Raw genomic sequence first — 16,741 nt, forward strand, 5'->3', positions numbered from 1 at the left:
GGGAGTTTTTTTACAGCCCCTCATGATTTATCGAATATCTTTACGGTCAGGCACATAATCTCCTGTTTCAAGAAAGAAGGTAAGCATACGCTCTTTCAGTTTTAAGATTTCTTCTTTATAAGCCCAATCATTGATTACATTATTTAGCTCCATTGGATCTTTTTCAAGATCATAAAGTTCATCTGTCTCATACAAACGCCTGACGTATTTCAAATTCCCCATCCTTATCATAACTGCCTTTGTATGCTCTGCCCCCTCACTGCACTGCGTATCAAGTCTGGGCCAGTAAGGAGATAATGGTCCGTGTCCCTTTTCCATGCAGTGCTCCTCCCCATGAAGCCTGCCTCCTTCACAGAATACCGCATCCTTATGAAACTCAATGCCGCTTACCGCAGCCAGAAGTGATTTTCCAAACTGCTTATACGGCAGCCTGATTCCAGCCATATCTGCGACTGTTTCCGGTATGTCCACCAGCTCTGCAAGTGCTTCCGATATGCGGGGACTGCATTCATGATCCCGGGAGGGTTTTATTAAAAGCGGAACATTACTGATGGGGTTGTCAAAACAATTCTGTACTTTTTCCGTTATGGTGTAATCCCCGGTGTAATCGCCGTGATCACTGAATACAATGATATTGGTATCATCGTAGACTCCTGTTTCCTTCAGCTTATCTGATATTAAACCGTACTGATAATCAAATCGTGAAACCATGGCCAGATAGGTGGCTCTCAGTTCATCAAAACGCTCCTCTGACCAGCCGTTTAAATTCTGTCTGGAATTAATTCCATAAAGCATGGACGGTTTATCTTTTAAACTTTTCACACAAGGTCTTCTCGGCGGCAGCTTTTTCCTGTCTATGCCGGAATACCATGGATCCTCACACCCATAAGGCGGATGGGGGAAGGTCAGCGTCACATACAGAAAGAATGGAGGGGAATCTGCTTCTTTGCTTCTTCTCTCCAGATAATCCAGTGCACTTTTCACACAGTTCCAGTCAAAACTCTCCTGTGCTTCTTTTTTATCCAGCTTTCCGGTATAGAAAGAATAATAATTATCATCTTCTTCCGGTTTGACTGCAGGAGTTTTACCTTTTTTCTTAAAACCAAAGACATTATTACTCTCCCCTTTTGTATCCTCCATTACAACACCATTATAATACTCACTGCAATATTCTTCCTTAGTTCGGTTTCCTGGAATTACATCATTTCTGCCCACCCAGATTACTTCATAGCCCGCCTGCTTCATAACCTTTAAAATATTAGGTTCATCCGGATTCTGAAGAAAATGCATGGTACGGTGTCCCGTTGTATGCGGATATAATCCCGTAAGGAAACTGCATCTGGAAGGAACACATACCGGATTCTGACAGTAGGCATTCCGAAATGAAACCCCCTCCCTTGTAAGCATGTCAAGATTAGGAGTAACTGACGCCGGATTTCCTAAATGGCCTAATGAATCACTGCGCATCTGATCTGCTACAAACAGCAGTATATTGGATTTCTTTTCCACAGTGTCCCTCCTTTCCCATCTGTTTTAAGGTCAGGCTGTACCCTTCTCTTCCAGTACGGCCTGTTTATCAAGAACTTTAAAAAACGGAAGATAGATTAATATCTGAACTGCAATTAATACAATCTGCAAAACTGCTGTTTTCCATCCTCCTGCAACAAGACCGGCAAACACTACCGGAGTTCCAAGAGGGATGGTTGTTCCATTAAGCGGAGGAATGATTCCAATCCTCATCATAAAATACGAAATAAGAAATGTGGTAATAGGAGTAATGATCAGCGGAATTATCATGATGGTATTTAATACCATTGGAAGACCAAATGTAATCGGCTCATTAATTCCGCAGGCTCCTGCCGGAAGGGCAAGCTTGCCAAGCGTTTTATACCGGGAACTTTTTGCCATGAAAGCCATAATAATGCATAATCCTAAAGTTCCGCCAGCTCCTCCCACAGAGGCGAAAATCAACCATGATGCATTGGTGATCAGATTGGGACCAGCCACTCCGTTTGCATAAGCCTCCAGGTTTTCAAGCCCTGCTGCGGTATATAGAACATTGATAAAAGGCATGACAATCATACCGCCGTGGAGACCGAAAAACCACATGAGGGAGCAGACCAGAATAAACAGGATAAAGGTTGCTGGACTGGCTCCAAGATTGGACAGAGGCGCCTTCATCACTGTGTATATAAAACTATTGGCATCTCCAAAAGGTGTTAAGGAAAATAAAAACCGGATCAGACCAAAAATAAATGCGATACTAAAGGCCGGAATCAAAGCGCTGAAGGATTTTGCAATTGTGGGCGGAACCTGCTCCGGCATCTTTAAAACGATATTGTGCTTAATAAATGTCTGATAAATAAACGGCACAAGAAGTCCCACAATCATGGCTGTAAATAAACCGGCAGCTCCCAGATACGTGGTAGGCATGGCCCCGGCAATCGAGACGATTTCCTGACTTTTCTCCGCTTTTCCTGAAACGCCAAGAGGAATTAAAACCAGGAATGAAAACAGACTCAGCGCTCCCACTATAGTGGAGACATTATCATCAAAATCAAATTGCTCCGCCAACGCTTTTCCAATGAGAAAAACTGCGTATACTGCAAGCATATCTGTCGTTACCTTAGGTGCAAAACCAAATATTTCTTTTAAGTGAACAGCTTTAACAAAGCTCTGATACGGCGCAATCTGCAGATTAGCAAGAAGTGTAAAGATTGCACCTATCATTGTAATTGGCAAAAGTACAGAAAATCCATTGGAAATTGCTTTTAAAAATTTGTTTTTCGATAGCTTTCCAGCCATGGGAACGAAATATTTCTCAATTAATCCAGTTAAATTATTCATATATCCCTCTCCTTTTAACATACCTTTTATCTGCTGCACCCTGATTTACCCCAGAAGTTTTAATGCATCCTCCAATACTTTTTCCCCATTCATCATTCCATAATCCTTCATATCAATAACTGCCACTTTCATTCCCTTTGGCTGGAATTCGGCTTTGATTTCTTCAAGAAGATACCGTACCTGAGGTCCCAGAAGTAGGACCTCCGTCTCTCCCTTATATTTCCGGAATTTTGATTCAGGCATCGCTATGATCTCAACCTCCAGATTCTTACTTTCAGCCGCTTTTTGCATTCTCTGAGTCAGCATGGAGGTAGACATTCCAGCTGCACAAATTAACGTGATGTGTATCATATTACCACTCCTTCCTTACCTGCCGCATATATCTGATTTTTATACAGCTTTAAAAACTCTTTTGCAAGATCTCTTACGGTCATGGCATTCATTAAATGATCCTGTGCATGAACCATAATCAGGCTCATTTCAAGATGTTCCCCTGAGGCCTCTGCCTGTAAAATCCCGGTTTGAAACTCGTGGGCTTTCTCAATTGCTTCATCTGCCTCTTTCATTAACCGTTCCGCCAGACCTGGCTTTCCATCTCTTGCAGCAGCTATTGCCTGCATTGCGCAGCTCCTGGCATTTCCTCCGTTTACAACCAGCTCCATCATGATTGTTTCAATAGTTATGTCCATTTGTTATTCTCCCCCATTGTCACTGTCTGTTATTTTTATCATCCATTAAAAGCTCGATCAGCGTATCAAAAGATGCTTCCTTAATAAGCCTTAACACTCCCCTCTGATTCAGCAGAAGATTCATCGTAAGCTGGTAAAAAGCCTGAAGCTGTTCCTGCTCCACTTCACCGATGGAAACAAGGAAAACTGCCTGCACCTGGTTTGTGTTCCAAAGAATCGGTTTTTGTAAAATTCCCACGCAAACAAAACTTTCCTCAGTCAGTGTTTTATATGGGTGCGGGAACGCCGTAAGATTTCCAAAGTCTGTCTGGGCAAGTTTTTCCCGCTTTAAAACTGCTCCATAAAATCCTTTGGGTAATTCTCTTACAGTGCCGATACGTCTGCATAATTCTCCAATTATCTCTTCTTTGCTTTCCCCCCGGATATCTGTAAAAAACAAACGCCTGTCGTAGAACTCATACAGAAAACTTTTATTTCCCATAAACAGGATTTTTTTGACCGCCAGAATTTCTCTGTCCCCAAGAAAATCCTTCACTGAAATAACTGGAACCGGAACAGAAATTTCAAGAGGGACCGTGGTGAAAATATAATCCACTTTGCTTAAATCAAAATGATCCAGTTCATGTGTGTTACAGGTATAAACCTGATTTAAATAATTGCCGAACTCCTCTTTGTAGCGATAGGTTAACAGCTGGGCACTTCCCTTTCCTGATGCACATACAATCAGAATATTTTTCCTGCCGTTGTTTCTTTTCTCCTGCTCAAGGGCAAGTGCGAAAAGAAGCGCTATAAACCCCACCTCATCCTCTGACAGGCTCTTGTGGTAATGTTGGTTAATAATAATACATGCCTGCCTGGCAATGGCATAGGCCAGAAAATAATTCTTTTTTGTTTCCTCCAGCAACGGATTATCTGTTCCCATATCGTACCGGATTCTGATGTCCAAAGGTACCATGTGCTGAGAAAGCGACAGAATTAACTCCTGGTTTTGTCTGAAGTCTATTTTAAAACTGTCATACACCGACTGAAGCATTTCCGTAATCAGATCCATAAGCCGCCTGGGGATTTCCGGTTTTATCCTTTCACCGTCTTCTTCCCCAATGCTTCTTTTTCCAGCCAGATGAATTGCCAGATATTTTATCTCAGGCTCTGAAAAAACGATTCCCTGACTGGCCTCCAGTCCTTTCGCAAGATCCTGTGCAATGACCATTTCCTTCTCGCCAAGACTTATCTGAAAAAAATCAGCCTCTTTTGCAGTCATATATAGCCCGGCCTTTATCCGCTTTGCTGCGATGTATATATGAATGATCAGATTTTGAAATAAAACCTCAGACAATTTAATGTTATGTTCCCTGATGCAGGTAAGAAGCGTATCTCCGATGGACCTCATCTCATCCGTACTTCTGCGGCGGTGCCCCTGTAAAATAAGATCCGGCTTCATCAGATAATTGGAAATACACAGCCTTTTATCAAATTCAGTCCCCTCTGCCCTGATTCCATAATGAGGTTTGCGCACCAGTCTGACACCGTATTTCAAAAGCATGTCCTCTGCCTTTTTCAAATCCCCTGTCAGCACATTTCTTGATACAAACAAGAAGGAACTTAAATCATCCAGTTTTACATAGTCCTCGCTGTTAAGCAGACACGAAAGTAGATATAAAATCCGTTCCTGTGAAGATGTGGGCAATGCATTCCCGTCTGCTGACAGGGATTTTATAAGCTCCTGATACAGCAATGGATCGGTTATGGAAATGCGGTATCCATGCCCCTGTTTCGATATGATACGGGCACCGCAGGGTAAAAGTTCTTTCTCCAGTTCCTTTACTCTGGTCCTGACCGTTTTTTCACTGAGCCCCATCTGTTTCGCCAGTTCAGCTGCCGTAATGTACTCATTGCCGGTAAGTTTTGAGAACAGAAGCTGCTGCCTTCTGTCAATCAAGCTGCCACCTCCTTTCGGTAATTTCATTATAACATTGGGATAATGAAACTCAACCCGGTTATTTTCCGTATCCGTTACGGTAATTGGACAGTATAAATAGCCCGGCTACAAATCAATGGGACCGGGCTTTAGGAAGACATTATTCTGAATTTGTTACAATAACCGCTCTTTTTTATTTATAATCCGCTCATACAATTAAAACAGCAGCTGTTTTTTATGCAATTTTCACATATATTGGGTTTTGATAAAAGAAGTAACAGAAGAAAAACATTATAAGTACTGCACTATTTAACTTCTTCCATTAAATAGTGCAGCTGATAATGAAATAAATGGAACTATATCTTTTGTATTATTTCTTTGCAGTTGTTGCTGCTTTTGTTGTTGCTGCTGCTTTTGTTGTTGCTGCTTTATTTGTTGCTTTGGCTGCAGTTTTTTTTACCTTTGCTGCTGATTTAGCTGCGGTCTTTTTTGCTTTTGCTGCTTTTTTATGTGTTTTTGCCTTATTGGTCTTTTTTGCTGCTTTTTTATGTTTTTTAACTGCAGTTGCCTTTTTAGCCTTTTTTGTTGCCGCTTTTTTATCTGTTTTAGCTGCTGCTGCTTTTGCTGAGTCAGCTTTTGCTGCTTCAGTTGTTTTAGCTGCTTCTGTTGTTTTTGCTGCTGGTTTTGCTGCCGCTGCCTTAGCCGCCTCTGTTGGTTTCGCTGCCGTGCCGGACTTACTCTTCTGTGTTGTGGCTGCCTGGGTGGCTGCTGCTTTTGTTGGGTTTGCTGCCGTTGTCTGGGCTGCCTGAGCCGGAACGGTTAATGTACCTGTAATAAGCATTGCTGTTGTCAAAAGAGAGGTGATTGATTTCATAGATTTTCTCATTATTGTTTCTCCTTTCATTTGGGGGGATTTTCTTATCTGTGTGAAATCATACTACCTTTCCCTGACGCATTTCAAAGGTGAAACTGTGGCAAAATTGTGGCAGCTCTATGAATTAGAAAAATAAAATGATAAAATGAATGAAACAGCCGAAGGGAGAAGTTACAGATAAATGAAAAAGAAACGAATTTACCTTGCAGATGATGAGAAGCCCATCAGAGATTTAATACAGCTTTTTCTGGCTGCTGAGGGGTTTGAAGTTCAGACATTTCCGGATGGCGATCAATTGTATGCAGCATTTGATAAAAATCCTTCCGACATGGTAATTCTTGATATCATGATGCCCGGCACGGACGGTCTGGTACTATGCCGCGAGATCAGAAATAGAAGCAATGCACTGATTGTGATCGTTTCTGCCAGAGACAGTGAAACCGACCGCATAGCCGGAATTACCCTGGGCTCTGATGACTACTTAACAAAACCATTTTCCCCAATAGAGCTTGTAACCAGAGTAAAAGCATTATTTCGAAGAATGGAGTTAGACTTAGGCAGCTACAAGGGTGTAATCTATCTCTTTGGTAATATAAAGGCAGATGTGAATAAAAGAGATTTCTCCGTTAACGGAAAGACACTTGATATCACCCCAACGGAATTTGCCCTTATGGTATATCTGCTGGAAAAAAAGGAGCAGGCCGTGTCCAGGGAAGAGCTGTTAAAGCATGTATGGAAATTCGACTTCGATGCGGATACCAGAGCAACCGATGATGTAATTAAACGGCTTCGGAAAAAGCTGGCGGCAGCCGAAGCAACTGTGAAAATCCAGTCAGTCTGGGGTTTTGGTTTCCGCCTGGAATTAGGAGATACCCATGAAGAGTATAAAAAATAAGATCCAAAAGCCATTTCTGATCCTGCTCATCCTGATTCCGCTTGCAACACTCATATTATTCAACTTTTCCTTTCAGATCTACATCAACGCTACTGCAAAAAATGAATTAAAAGCCACAATCCGGGCAGTAGAAAAGGAAATAAAAAGTGAGTTGGAAACAGACGGAGGCCAGCAATCAGAAAAGAAAGCCTTAAATATGGCAAGGAACATCCTGATGGCCCTGAAATCCTCTCATTTCTCACAGGGGATGGATTTCTACCTTCTGGACCAGGATGCGCTGCCTGTATTTCCGGCACAAATAAAGCTTGCCCCTTCACAGATTGCATATTTAGATGTGATAAAAGTTAAATTTCATCAGATGGAACAGGGAACTGTTTACACCATTCCTGTAAACGGAAAAAAGTATTTTACCATTGCCTATTCCATGAGCAATGATGATTTGAGCAATTTAACTGCTGTATTTGCGCTCCCAACAGACCATATGAATAAATACCTCGGTGCGGTCAATCTTATCCTTTTTGCCATCATGCTTCTGGGTATCCTTATCGCCATCTATTTCTCGGAGAAAATAGCGGCACATATAACTGTCCCGATTACCAGGCTCGGTGTCCTTTCCCTGCAGATCGGACAGGGAAACTTTGATGTCAGCCACTTCCTCACCCCTCAGGACACCCTGGAATTTAAACAGCTTTATGATAATATCTGCATCATGGTTGGAAGGCTTGAAGCTTACGACAAAAACCAGAAGACATTTCTGCAAAATGCCTCGCATGAGCTTCGCACACCACTTATGTCCATCCAGGGATATGCCGAAGGGATTGAAAGCGGTATATTTCCGGATACAAAGGAAGCCGCACGGATCATTAAACGCGAAAGCATACGCTTAAACGAGCTGGTAAGCGAGCTGCTTACTCTCTCAAGATACGAAAGCGGCATGTACACCCCCCAGTGGGAGGAGGTCAATCTCTGCCATTTATTAAAGGATTATACCCAGCGCCTTATGGGACTGGCGGCAAAATCAGATAAAGATCTGGAGCTGCTGCTTCCGGAGTATGATGTTATGATTCAGACTGATGACATACTTCTATCCCAGACAGTTATCAATATCGTTTCCAACTGCATGCGCTATGCCAGGCAAAAAGTCACCATCGTCCTTGAGAAAAAAGGAAATACAGTATCCTTAAGAATATCCGATGACGGAGATGGCATCCCTCAAAACGACATTCCCTTTATCTTTGACCGTTTCTATAAAGGGAAAAAAGGCAATTTCGGTTTGGGGCTTGCCATAGCAAAATCTGCGGCAGAACTGCTCAACGGCAGAATTACGGCATATAACCAGGAGCAGGGCGCTGTATTTGAGATTTCCTTTTAACGAACGTGGATTATTTCCTTCCATCAAATTTTTCAATGGGCTCCGGTCCTCTGACTACGGTACGCAGGACCTTTAGCCCTCCTTCTTCATCAGCTGCGATTCTCCAGTCAACCAGCAAAATCTCATCATTTATAATCTCAATTCCGGATATTCCCCTGGTCCGGGTACAGCACCCGGTATTAAAATATGGAAGGTCATTTGCTTTTGGGAATTTCGGTCTGTGGGTATGTCCGCAAATCAGCATGATTTTATGCTTCTCAATCCATTCACTGTATATCCGCTCTATTTTATGCCTCTTAAATAAATTACGGGCAGGGCTTGTGGGATTGTCAAAGCCGACTAGATGGAGATATCTCCAAAAATACCGCAGCAGCAGCATGGACAGAACCCATAGCTGATCATTCATAAAATCTCCCTGATGTCCATGAAGTACAAAAATTTTCTGTCCGCTGTCTTTTTCTTTAAGAACCAATGCCTCCTTTGGCTCTAATCCCTTAAATAAATCTACTTTTTTCTGATTATATAAATCATAATATTGATAATAGTTGGATCTAACAAAATGTTTTGATTTCAAATATATATTATGATTCCCATACAGCATAATGAACCGGCCGGAATCATAAAACTTTTTCATGACAGTAAATACATCGGTATGCGCCAGGCGGATCACACTGAAATTTTTATATTCCCACAGTTCATCGCCATCGCCTGCCTCTACATATACATAATTTTCTTTGTAATAATAATTTAATGCATGTAAGAAGATGTTTTGGTTCCGTATAAATTCATCTGAAACACTGTCATCGCCCCGATGGCAGTCACTAAAGAATATATATTTTGAGTTTTTATCAAATGTTCTGTTTTCAGCATGTTTAAATGCTTTTGTCAGTCTTTTATTTGCTTTCATTTTAGCTCCATTTTTACTTTTTTCATTAGTATTTAACTTATTTCATGTTTTATACCAAATTTAATCGTAAAAGGGGCTATTATATCAGCCCTCCTTTTGCATTTACTCCCCCACTAAAATTAGCCATTAATTTCTTTTAGTTCTTCGAAATACATATCCTTATAAACGGAGCATTCTCTTAATAATTTCTCATGATTACCAACCCCTACAATATTACCACCTTCCAGCACAATAATTTTTGTAGCATTTTTTGCGATTTTTACTCTATGTGTTATATAAATACCAATTTTATCTTTACTTATTTCAAAAAAACTCTTAAAAATTTTCATCTCAGCCATTGCATCTAATGCAGAACTTGGCTCATCAAGAAGAAACACATCTGCTTTTCTGTAATAAGCTCTTGCTAAAGCTATTTTCTGCCACTGTCCACCTGAAAGCTGACTTCCATTGTCAAACCAATTACCTAAAGTTTTGCCCAAATCATAGTAACCCTTACTTTTTAAAAAATTTACATTAGCTTTATCGAGAGCCATATATATATCTTCATTATTTTCCAGCTTATTAATATCTCCAATTGCAATATTCTCTTTAAGTGAACCCTCAAACTTTAAAAAATCCTGAAATAATACTGAAGTTCTTTTTCTATAGGATTCAATATTGTAAGTATCAATATCATATCCATTAACCATAAATTTGCCTCTTGATGTCTTGTATAGTCCACATATAATTTTGAAGAGTGTACTCTTTCCTGATCCATTTTTTCCTACAATTGCTATCTGTTCTCCTTTGTTGATTTTTAAAGTCACTTCATTAAGAGCACTTTTAAACTCAGGATAATCATATCCTATTCTAAATAAATCCAAGGAAGAAATACTATCTACTTTTAATTTAGACTCACTGTCTATCTCTTCCTCACCATCAAAATTTTCTAAAAAATCTTTTAATAAACTAATATACAGATTTGAATTATAAATTGTATAAATACCTGATGCCAAAGCATTTGTGGAACCTTGAACCATTGTGATTGCATTTAAATATGACATGGCTGTACCAATCATAATACGGCCAATATAAGCAGCATAGATAGCCATAATCATTGTTACCAAACTAAACACATCTTGTATTAAAGAAATTGAAATGTTCAAAAGTGTTTTAAACTTTTCGATTTGGTTGGTTTGCGAGATAAAGATGTTGCTTAATTCTATGTATCTTTTCAAGAAATGATTTTTAAGTCCAAACGATTTTACTTCTTTAAATGCTGTATCATGAGTCAAAAGGTATGAATAATACCATGCCTCTCGTTCCTTATCACTTCTTTTGTACTTCATAATAAATTCTTTGTTTCCTATTATTATTTCACCTGAAAACATCATTATTGAAATTATAAGCAGTAAAACTTCTATCCAAACATTCCATGATATTATTATAATGGATGCCAATACCGCAGAAACTCCATTAGAAAATATACTCATGATCGACTGTAATGTCTGATAAGGCTTAGTTGATATATCTTGCTCCAGTCGCGCAATTGTATCATATGTCTCTGTCCTTTCCAGCATTTCCAATGACAATTTTGAACATTTTTCAATAATTATTCTATTGATACCGTACTGCAATATGTTGTTGAGTTTACTTAATATATATCCACTAATATTCTGTAATATAGTTCCAATAACGGATATCAGAAAATAAATCATAATTAACTTCAATAAAATGTCGAACGGTTTTTTGAGTAATTGTATTTCGTTAATAATACTTTGACTTAAAAGAAGTGTTGCAATGGGGAAAATACCATTAATAATAGACAGGACAACAGAAAAAGCAAAAATTTTTTTATTTATCTTACACAACAGCTGTATTGTGTAAACAAATAATTTTATATTACCTTTAAATTTATTCATTGTAATATTCCTCAGACATCATTCGGAAAATTGTTAAGAAAGAGGCAGCATCTGAGAAATCTTCTCAGATGCTGCTTTCCTTCAAACAGCAAGATGATTATGATGATGAGCGAATGGTTCTAATAGATTTTACTCTATTACCCGTACGATATTCACCATCACCACCGCAGCCACACCCACAATGAATGCAGCCATCATCATTACCCCTGTATCCAGCATATCCACTAGAACATGTACATGCCTGAGGTTGAATACCACTTCCTGGATTTCTCCCAATTGGATTAATGAATTTCATAGCGAAATCTCCTTTCCATAATTTCTAAATACATTTATGTAAAACATAACGTATTTGACTGACTAACGAAAATCCTTTTCATTATATTCCATCAGTTCCTCCGGATTCTCCTCTAATACTGTATGATAACGAATCAGATTGTTTTCTAAATACAATCTTTCATTGCGGCACGAATTATGTCTGTACGAAAAATGCGGACCCTTTTGATCGTAACAATTTACATAACACATAGTACAAAGATTAACCGCCCAACAATCCTTACAGAATTCCTTAGCATTATTGATAAAATCACTAACGTATAATTTCTGAATACGATCAATATCAAACCCAGTATCAACATTTCCAATATCAGGAATATTTCCGACTTTTTCACAAAGAAGAAATTTACCATCGACTGTTACATATATTCTTCTTTGTCCAGGAACACAACAACCATTCATACCATACGCTTTAACAGGAAGTTCAGACAAGAGTCTTTTATGTATAATCATCATTCCTTTATCCATGACACCATCTGAAAACAGCCCTTTTTTTGAATCACCGATCCCCATTTCTCTACGGTAATTCCAATCCCATTCATTTAAAGGGTCATATGATCCTTCTGTAAATTTATATTCTTGTTTACTCTGAGGAATAAAATATTCACTATCCTTAGGGCCATGATCAACAGATGCTGTCAAAACCATAATATCTTTCGGAATCCACTCTTCACTTTCTAAAAATTGTTGTATTTTATTATAGTTCTCTTCATAATTCGGTCCTGACACCACCATATTGAAGGATATTTTTGATTTTTTGCCTAATCTGCTTTGTGTGTTTAATAATATTTTGGTACCTCTAACAGTTTTATCAAAGCTTCCAGTTCCCTCTACCGTTATTCGATTTGCATCATGTATTTCCTTTGGTCCATCTAAACTTACAATAATATCGAAATCATTATCCAACAAATATTCAGCTATTTCATCAGTTACCATAGCTGCATTGGTCGTCATTGCAAATGTAATTTCTTTAAATCTATTTTTTGCATATTCAACAGATTGTTTTATTAACTTGAAATTTAACAAAGGCTCTCCGCCATAAAAACCAATATGTACATGTTCAGCATCGCTTGAGTGATTGATTAAAAAATCAATTGCCTTTTTTGCAGTTTCCCAAGACATATCTCTATGTCCAAATTCCCTATACTCTTCATGAGATGGATTATAAATACAATATCTGCAACGTAAATTGCATTTTTCCGTCACCTCTAGTGTAACATTTTCTACTGCGCTCTCTAATGTTTCCTTTAAGTGCGTTACCGCTGCCCCAGTTAATGTTTTGAGAATTGGGGCTGATAATATATGTTCTGTCTTCATAGCTTCTTTTATCTCGTTTATTGCGCTTTCTAGTTCCTTTTCATTTAAATTGGGAATATCTAAATCTTCATAACTATCACTTTCCAATAAACTTTTCATAACTTTGTATACATTTGCTTTTAAACATGCAACTTTTCCTGTACCTGTATCCAAAAAATAATAGTTTTTATCGGTTTTAAAAACCTTTCCCAGCCTGCTTATTCTGCCGTTGGTATTAAGTTCCCGGTAAAATTCTTTTATTGTATCGTTAGCAGCAATCATGCTCATTTCCCTCCCAATATCAATTTTTCATAGATTCACAAAAAAATCTTTCTTATCTGGTAATATAATACCAGGTAAGAAAGATTTCTGTTTTAAGATTACATATTGAAAATCATGAGAATTAATTAAGAAATTAGACAAATAAATATAAACTTCAAGGATCTACTTAAGGCATTTTACAACTAATCCGGTATAGTAATCATAAAAGTAATGGTCTCATTTTCACTCTGCGCAATAATTTCTCCACAATGAAGTTGTACAATTTCCTTCGCTATCGATAAACCCAAACCGGCACCACCTAAGCCAGAGGTTCTCGATTTATCTAAGCGATTGAATTTTTCAAATATTTGTGACAACTCACTTTCTGATAATGTTTCACCCTGATTTCTAAAAACGATAATAAGTTTATCATTACATTTTTTTGCAGATATAAAAATTTCAGTTTTGGGAAAACTATAGTTAATGGCATTTTTCAGTAAATTACCAAATGCTCTCGACATTTTCTCAGAATCAATATTGCAGGATAAGTTTTTAGCAATATCAAGTTTTAAAGTATTGCCTTTTTTCTTAATCATTGGATAGAATTCATCTGTTAATTGAATAAATAAATAATATAAATCTATCTCTTGTTTATTAATTTGGATTTTCTGTGTATTATATTGAGTGATATCAAAAAATTCATTCACCATTTGTTCTAAATGCATAGCCTTATCGAGTAATATTTCCAGGTATTCCTGCCTTTTTTTTACTGATAACTCTGGCATATCTTTAATTAAGCTTAAATAGCCAATAATGGAGGTTAACGGAGTTCTTATATCATGGGCAATATATGCAACCATCTCACTTTTTTTACTTTCAGCAACTTTGATTGCTTGATCAGCCATAAGAATAGACATCTTTATCTGATTCAATTGAGTTTCAATTTCTTTTAATGGTTCCGAAAGTTTTACCACAGTATCATTTTTTTTGTATATAACCTCTGCAGCATTAATTATTTCATATAGATATCTCCAAGGCTTACACCAAAAATACATAAATATACCTATATAACCGATAATTAAATATAAAAATTGGAATAAATCAACACGAAGATTTATCCACATAATAATCGATGTATGAGTTTTGCTGTAATAATAATCAAAAACAATTCTTAAAATCCAGCCTGAAACAGTGTAAAACAGCAGAGTGAGGATAAGATGAAGAAATAGTTTTCTGTTACATTTTAAACGCTTTTGTTTTTCTTTAAACAATTTTATAGCCAACCCCCCACACTGTTTTTATGTAATTCGGATTTTCCGCCTTATCGCCAAGTTTTTCACGTAAATGACGCACATGAACAGATATGGTGTTATTCTTTATGTAATAATCATCGTGCCAGATTAGTCTGAAAAGTTCATCGGAACTAACTACTTCACCTTTATGTTCTAACAATAGTCTTAATATATCATATTCACTTGGCGTCAGATTGAGCTGCTTCCCCTTTAAGCTGCACTCCCTTTTTCTGACATTGAGTTCAAGTCCTGAATATGACAAAATTCCAGAATCTTCATCTGTTTCAGACTGATTATATTTCTTATACCTTCTAAGCTGAGCTTTTACTCTTGCAATCATTTCTAATGGAAGAAATGGCTTTGTAATATAGTCATCTGCCCCTAATGTTAATCCATTTATTTTGCTCACTTCATCGTTTTTAGCCGTCAGCATAATAATAGGATACCGATACTCTTCTCTGATTTTTTTGCATAAAAAGAAGCCATCTTTACCTGGCAGCATAATGTCTAATAACACTAGATCAAATTCCATTGTTTCAATAATTTTTAATGCAGCTTCTGCCGTAAAGCACTTATATACTTCAAAATTTTCGTTTTCTAAATATAACTCTATAAATTCTACTATACTTATTTCATCTTCAACTACTAAAATTTTATTTGACATACTTAATCCCCCTTATTACAAACAACTATCTATAATTATAGCATGTAAATGTAAAAAAGTAAGATAAATTTATGTCAAAAATAATACAGACGAATAATAAAATAATGATACATTTTAAACTTTTTACAAAAAAACAACCTGATAGTAAGTACAGTCATTTTTTATGTACTATACTATCAGATTGTTATTCTTAAATTTAGAATATAATAGATCTTAGACACCACTATTTCTATCAGCTGTAACTTTCCTAATCAACCTGATGACTGCAATAAGTCCGTACAGCCAGAAAAAGAAATACTGGTATTTCTATTATTGTTGCTGCTATGATTACATAAGGTGACCAAATGCTGATTGATCCTATATGCAGATAATTAAAATCTGTCAGCTGATAAAGGAAGCTGTTCTGCATTCCGATTCCTCCAGTCGGTAAAATAAAACTAAGCCAGTCAGTTCCGGCAGAATACATAAAAATCGGAAGCAGACACACGACAACCGCGATTAAAATAACCGAAATGGAATCTTTAAATTTGGCTGATAAAAATAATGTAAAACTGATAGTTGCCAGCAGGGATCCAAGCCCTCCAATGGCCAGAACCATTTGAAGCTGACCTAAATTCAGGGCTGGCAGACTAATAACAGAAAACAGCATCTGCATGGATGTTTTCATACACTCCGGTCCGAATGCCAGATCTGAGATTAACAGATGAAGTGAAATACAAATAATAAATGTAATTGAAAAAACAGTCAGTGCAGCCAATACTTTTACCATTGCCAGTTTAGAACGCCCATTCTTAGTACATCGTAAAATGCTGTCTGAGCCAGTTTGATACTCATTGGAAAATGTAGGCGTAGCGGCCGCTGTACATAGTATAACAAGAAGAAAAATATACAAAACGATGTAATCAAACGCATCCCTGGTATATCCTGCATAAAGTTGAAATGGTGTTTTTACTTCTGCATATTTTTTCAACGCATGCTCCTGTGCTGCCGGGTGACCTTTTTGTTCCATCTGCATTATATCTTTTAAGTGCTGAACTGTTTGTTCATAAAAACTCTCTGTTCGATCCGGAGAAATCTCCATTAAGCTCTCAGCCTGACCCGTTTTCGGATCTGAATATGCTTCCGGCAGTCTACCCAGAAGCGCTTCCTGTGCAAATACTTTTTCCATATAAACAGGCATCGGAAATTCTCCGCTGTAAAGGCTGTTTTCTCCATAAGGCGAAACAGCGCTCTGATAGGCCGACAAAGCCCCTTTAAGCTTTTCCGGAATCACTTCTCCATTATTGACGGAACGAAGGGATTTTTTATAGGCAATGGCACTCAGTCCATTCAGTTCCGCTACTTTGTTTCCATTCTCCCCATATTGATTGATATCCTCATACATAACCGGAAGCCAGGCCATAACTACAGACATAACCAGGGCAATGACCAATAAAATTAAGACACGGCGTGATTTAAGCACCCGTTTTATTTCCAAACAAAAAATACGCAT

At 37.8% G+C, this 16,741-nt stretch carries 15 protein-coding genes; 2 read left to right on the forward strand and 13 right to left on the reverse strand.

What is annotated here, in order from left to right:
- Positions 1–27: 27 nt before the first annotated feature.
- The 6 genes from DS742_RS20715 to DS742_RS28615 form a co-directional block, all read right to left on the reverse strand.
- Positions 28–1,509: a sulfatase family protein gene (locus DS742_RS20715; protein WP_117418866.1), complete on the reverse strand. Its 1,482-nt coding sequence runs from the start codon at positions 1,507–1,509 to the stop codon at positions 28–30.
- 30 nt (positions 1,510–1,539) lie between these two features.
- Positions 1,540–2,847, reverse strand: a complete 1,308-nt coding sequence (locus DS742_RS20720) for a PTS sugar transporter subunit IIC (protein ID WP_117418975.1) — start codon at positions 2,845–2,847, stop codon at positions 1,540–1,542.
- 45 nt (positions 2,848–2,892) lie between these two features.
- Positions 2,893–3,198, reverse strand: a complete 306-nt coding sequence (locus tag DS742_RS20725) for a PTS sugar transporter subunit IIB (RefSeq protein ID WP_117418867.1) — start codon at positions 3,196–3,198, stop codon at positions 2,893–2,895.
- Positions 3,195–3,536: a PTS lactose/cellobiose transporter subunit IIA gene (locus DS742_RS20730; protein ID WP_117418868.1), complete on the reverse strand. Its 342-nt coding sequence runs from the start codon at positions 3,534–3,536 to the stop codon at positions 3,195–3,197. The genes DS742_RS20725 and DS742_RS20730 overlap by 4 nt, the downstream gene beginning before the upstream one ends.
- A gap of 19 nt (positions 3,537–3,555) precedes the next feature.
- On the reverse strand, positions 3,556–5,475 hold the full coding sequence (locus DS742_RS20735) for a BglG family transcription antiterminator (RefSeq protein WP_170313537.1): 1,920 nt from the start codon (positions 5,473–5,475) through the stop codon (positions 3,556–3,558).
- Positions 5,476–5,824: 349 nt separating this feature from the next.
- Positions 5,825–6,340, reverse strand: a complete 516-nt coding sequence (locus DS742_RS28615; RefSeq protein ID WP_147325829.1) for a hypothetical protein — start codon at positions 6,338–6,340, stop codon at positions 5,825–5,827.
- Positions 6,341–6,509: 169 nt separating this feature from the next.
- On the opposite strand from DS742_RS28615, the gene DS742_RS20745 reads away from it, so the two are divergent.
- Both DS742_RS20745 and DS742_RS20750 read left to right on the forward strand, forming a co-directional pair.
- Positions 6,510–7,223, forward strand: a complete 714-nt coding sequence (locus tag DS742_RS20745; RefSeq protein ID WP_117418871.1) for a response regulator transcription factor — start codon at positions 6,510–6,512, stop codon at positions 7,221–7,223.
- Positions 7,204–8,595: a sensor histidine kinase gene (locus DS742_RS20750; RefSeq protein ID WP_117418872.1), complete on the forward strand. Its 1,392-nt coding sequence runs from the start codon at positions 7,204–7,206 to the stop codon at positions 8,593–8,595. Before DS742_RS20745 ends, DS742_RS20750 begins: the two co-directional genes overlap by 20 nt.
- Positions 8,596–8,605: 10 nt before the next feature.
- On the opposite strand, the gene DS742_RS20755 is transcribed toward DS742_RS20750, so the two are convergent.
- The 7 genes from DS742_RS20755 to DS742_RS20785 all read right to left on the reverse strand — a co-directional run bounded on the left by DS742_RS20755 (position 8,606) and on the right by DS742_RS20785 (position 16,741).
- Entirely contained in the window at positions 8,606–9,502 is an 897-nt protein-coding gene (locus DS742_RS20755) for a metallophosphoesterase (RefSeq protein ID WP_117418873.1), read from the reverse strand.
- 119 nt (positions 9,503–9,621) lie between these two features.
- Positions 9,622–11,403: an ABC transporter ATP-binding protein gene (locus tag DS742_RS20760; RefSeq protein WP_117418874.1), complete on the reverse strand. Its 1,782-nt coding sequence runs from the start codon at positions 11,401–11,403 to the stop codon at positions 9,622–9,624.
- Between the two features lie 97 nt (positions 11,404–11,500).
- The gene (locus DS742_RS20765; protein WP_117418875.1) at positions 11,501–11,698 is read right to left on the reverse strand and encodes an Apre_1838 family putative sactipeptide bacteriocin; all 198 of its coding nucleotides are present in this window, start codon (positions 11,696–11,698) and stop codon (positions 11,501–11,503) included.
- A gap of 62 nt (positions 11,699–11,760) precedes the next feature.
- Entirely contained in the window at positions 11,761–13,314 is a 1,554-nt protein-coding gene (locus DS742_RS20770; protein WP_117418876.1) for a radical SAM protein, read from the reverse strand.
- 182 nt (positions 13,315–13,496) lie between these two features.
- On the reverse strand, positions 13,497–14,564 hold the full coding sequence (locus tag DS742_RS20775; RefSeq protein WP_117418877.1) for a sensor histidine kinase: 1,068 nt from the start codon (positions 14,562–14,564) through the stop codon (positions 13,497–13,499).
- Complete coding sequence (locus DS742_RS20780; RefSeq protein WP_117418878.1) at positions 14,557–15,249, reverse strand: response regulator transcription factor; 693 nt, start codon at positions 15,247–15,249, stop codon at positions 14,557–14,559. Before DS742_RS20780 ends, DS742_RS20775 begins: the two co-directional genes overlap by 8 nt.
- A 247-nt stretch (positions 15,250–15,496) precedes the next feature.
- The gene (locus tag DS742_RS20785; protein ID WP_117418879.1) at positions 15,497–16,741 is read right to left on the reverse strand and encodes an ABC transporter permease subunit; all 1,245 of its coding nucleotides are present in this window, start codon (positions 16,739–16,741) and stop codon (positions 15,497–15,499) included.

The sequence above is a fragment of the Lacrimispora amygdalina genome, from assembly GCF_003432035.1.
Taxonomy (GTDB): Bacteria; Bacillota; Clostridia; order Lachnospirales; family Lachnospiraceae; genus Lacrimispora; species Lacrimispora amygdalina.

Coding starts and splice junctions, on each gene's coding strand:
- DS742_RS20760 (WP_117418874.1), bottom strand. CDS start 11,403: ATGAATAAATTTAAAGGTAATATAAAATTATTTGTTTACACAATACAG.
- DS742_RS20770 (WP_117418876.1), bottom strand. CDS start 13,314: ATGATTGCTGCTAACGATACAATAAAAGAATTTTACCGGGAACTTAAT.
- DS742_RS20785 (WP_117418879.1), bottom strand. CDS start 16,741: ATGCGTATTTTTTGTTTGGAAATAAAACGGGTGCTTAAATCACGCCGT.
- DS742_RS20730 (WP_117418868.1), bottom strand. CDS start 3,536: ATGGACATAACTATTGAAACAATCATGATGGAGCTGGTTGTAAACGGA.
- DS742_RS20765 (WP_117418875.1), bottom strand. CDS start 11,698: ATGAAATTCATTAATCCAATTGGGAGAAATCCAGGAAGTGGTATTCAA.
- DS742_RS20755 (WP_117418873.1), bottom strand. CDS start 9,502: ATGAAAGCAAATAAAAGACTGACAAAAGCATTTAAACATGCTGAAAAC.
- DS742_RS20750 (WP_117418872.1), top strand. CDS start 7,204: ATGAAGAGTATAAAAAATAAGATCCAAAAGCCATTTCTGATCCTGCTC.
- DS742_RS20780 (WP_117418878.1), bottom strand. CDS start 15,249: ATGTCAAATAAAATTTTAGTAGTTGAAGATGAAATAAGTATAGTAGAA.
- DS742_RS20745 (WP_117418871.1), top strand. CDS start 6,510: ATGAAAAAGAAACGAATTTACCTTGCAGATGATGAGAAGCCCATCAGA.
- DS742_RS20725 (WP_117418867.1), bottom strand. CDS start 3,198: ATGATACACATCACGTTAATTTGTGCAGCTGGAATGTCTACCTCCATG.
- DS742_RS28615 (WP_147325829.1), bottom strand. CDS start 6,340: ATGAGAAAATCTATGAAATCAATCACCTCTCTTTTGACAACAGCAATG.
- DS742_RS20720 (WP_117418975.1), bottom strand. CDS start 2,847: ATGAATAATTTAACTGGATTAATTGAGAAATATTTCGTTCCCATGGCT.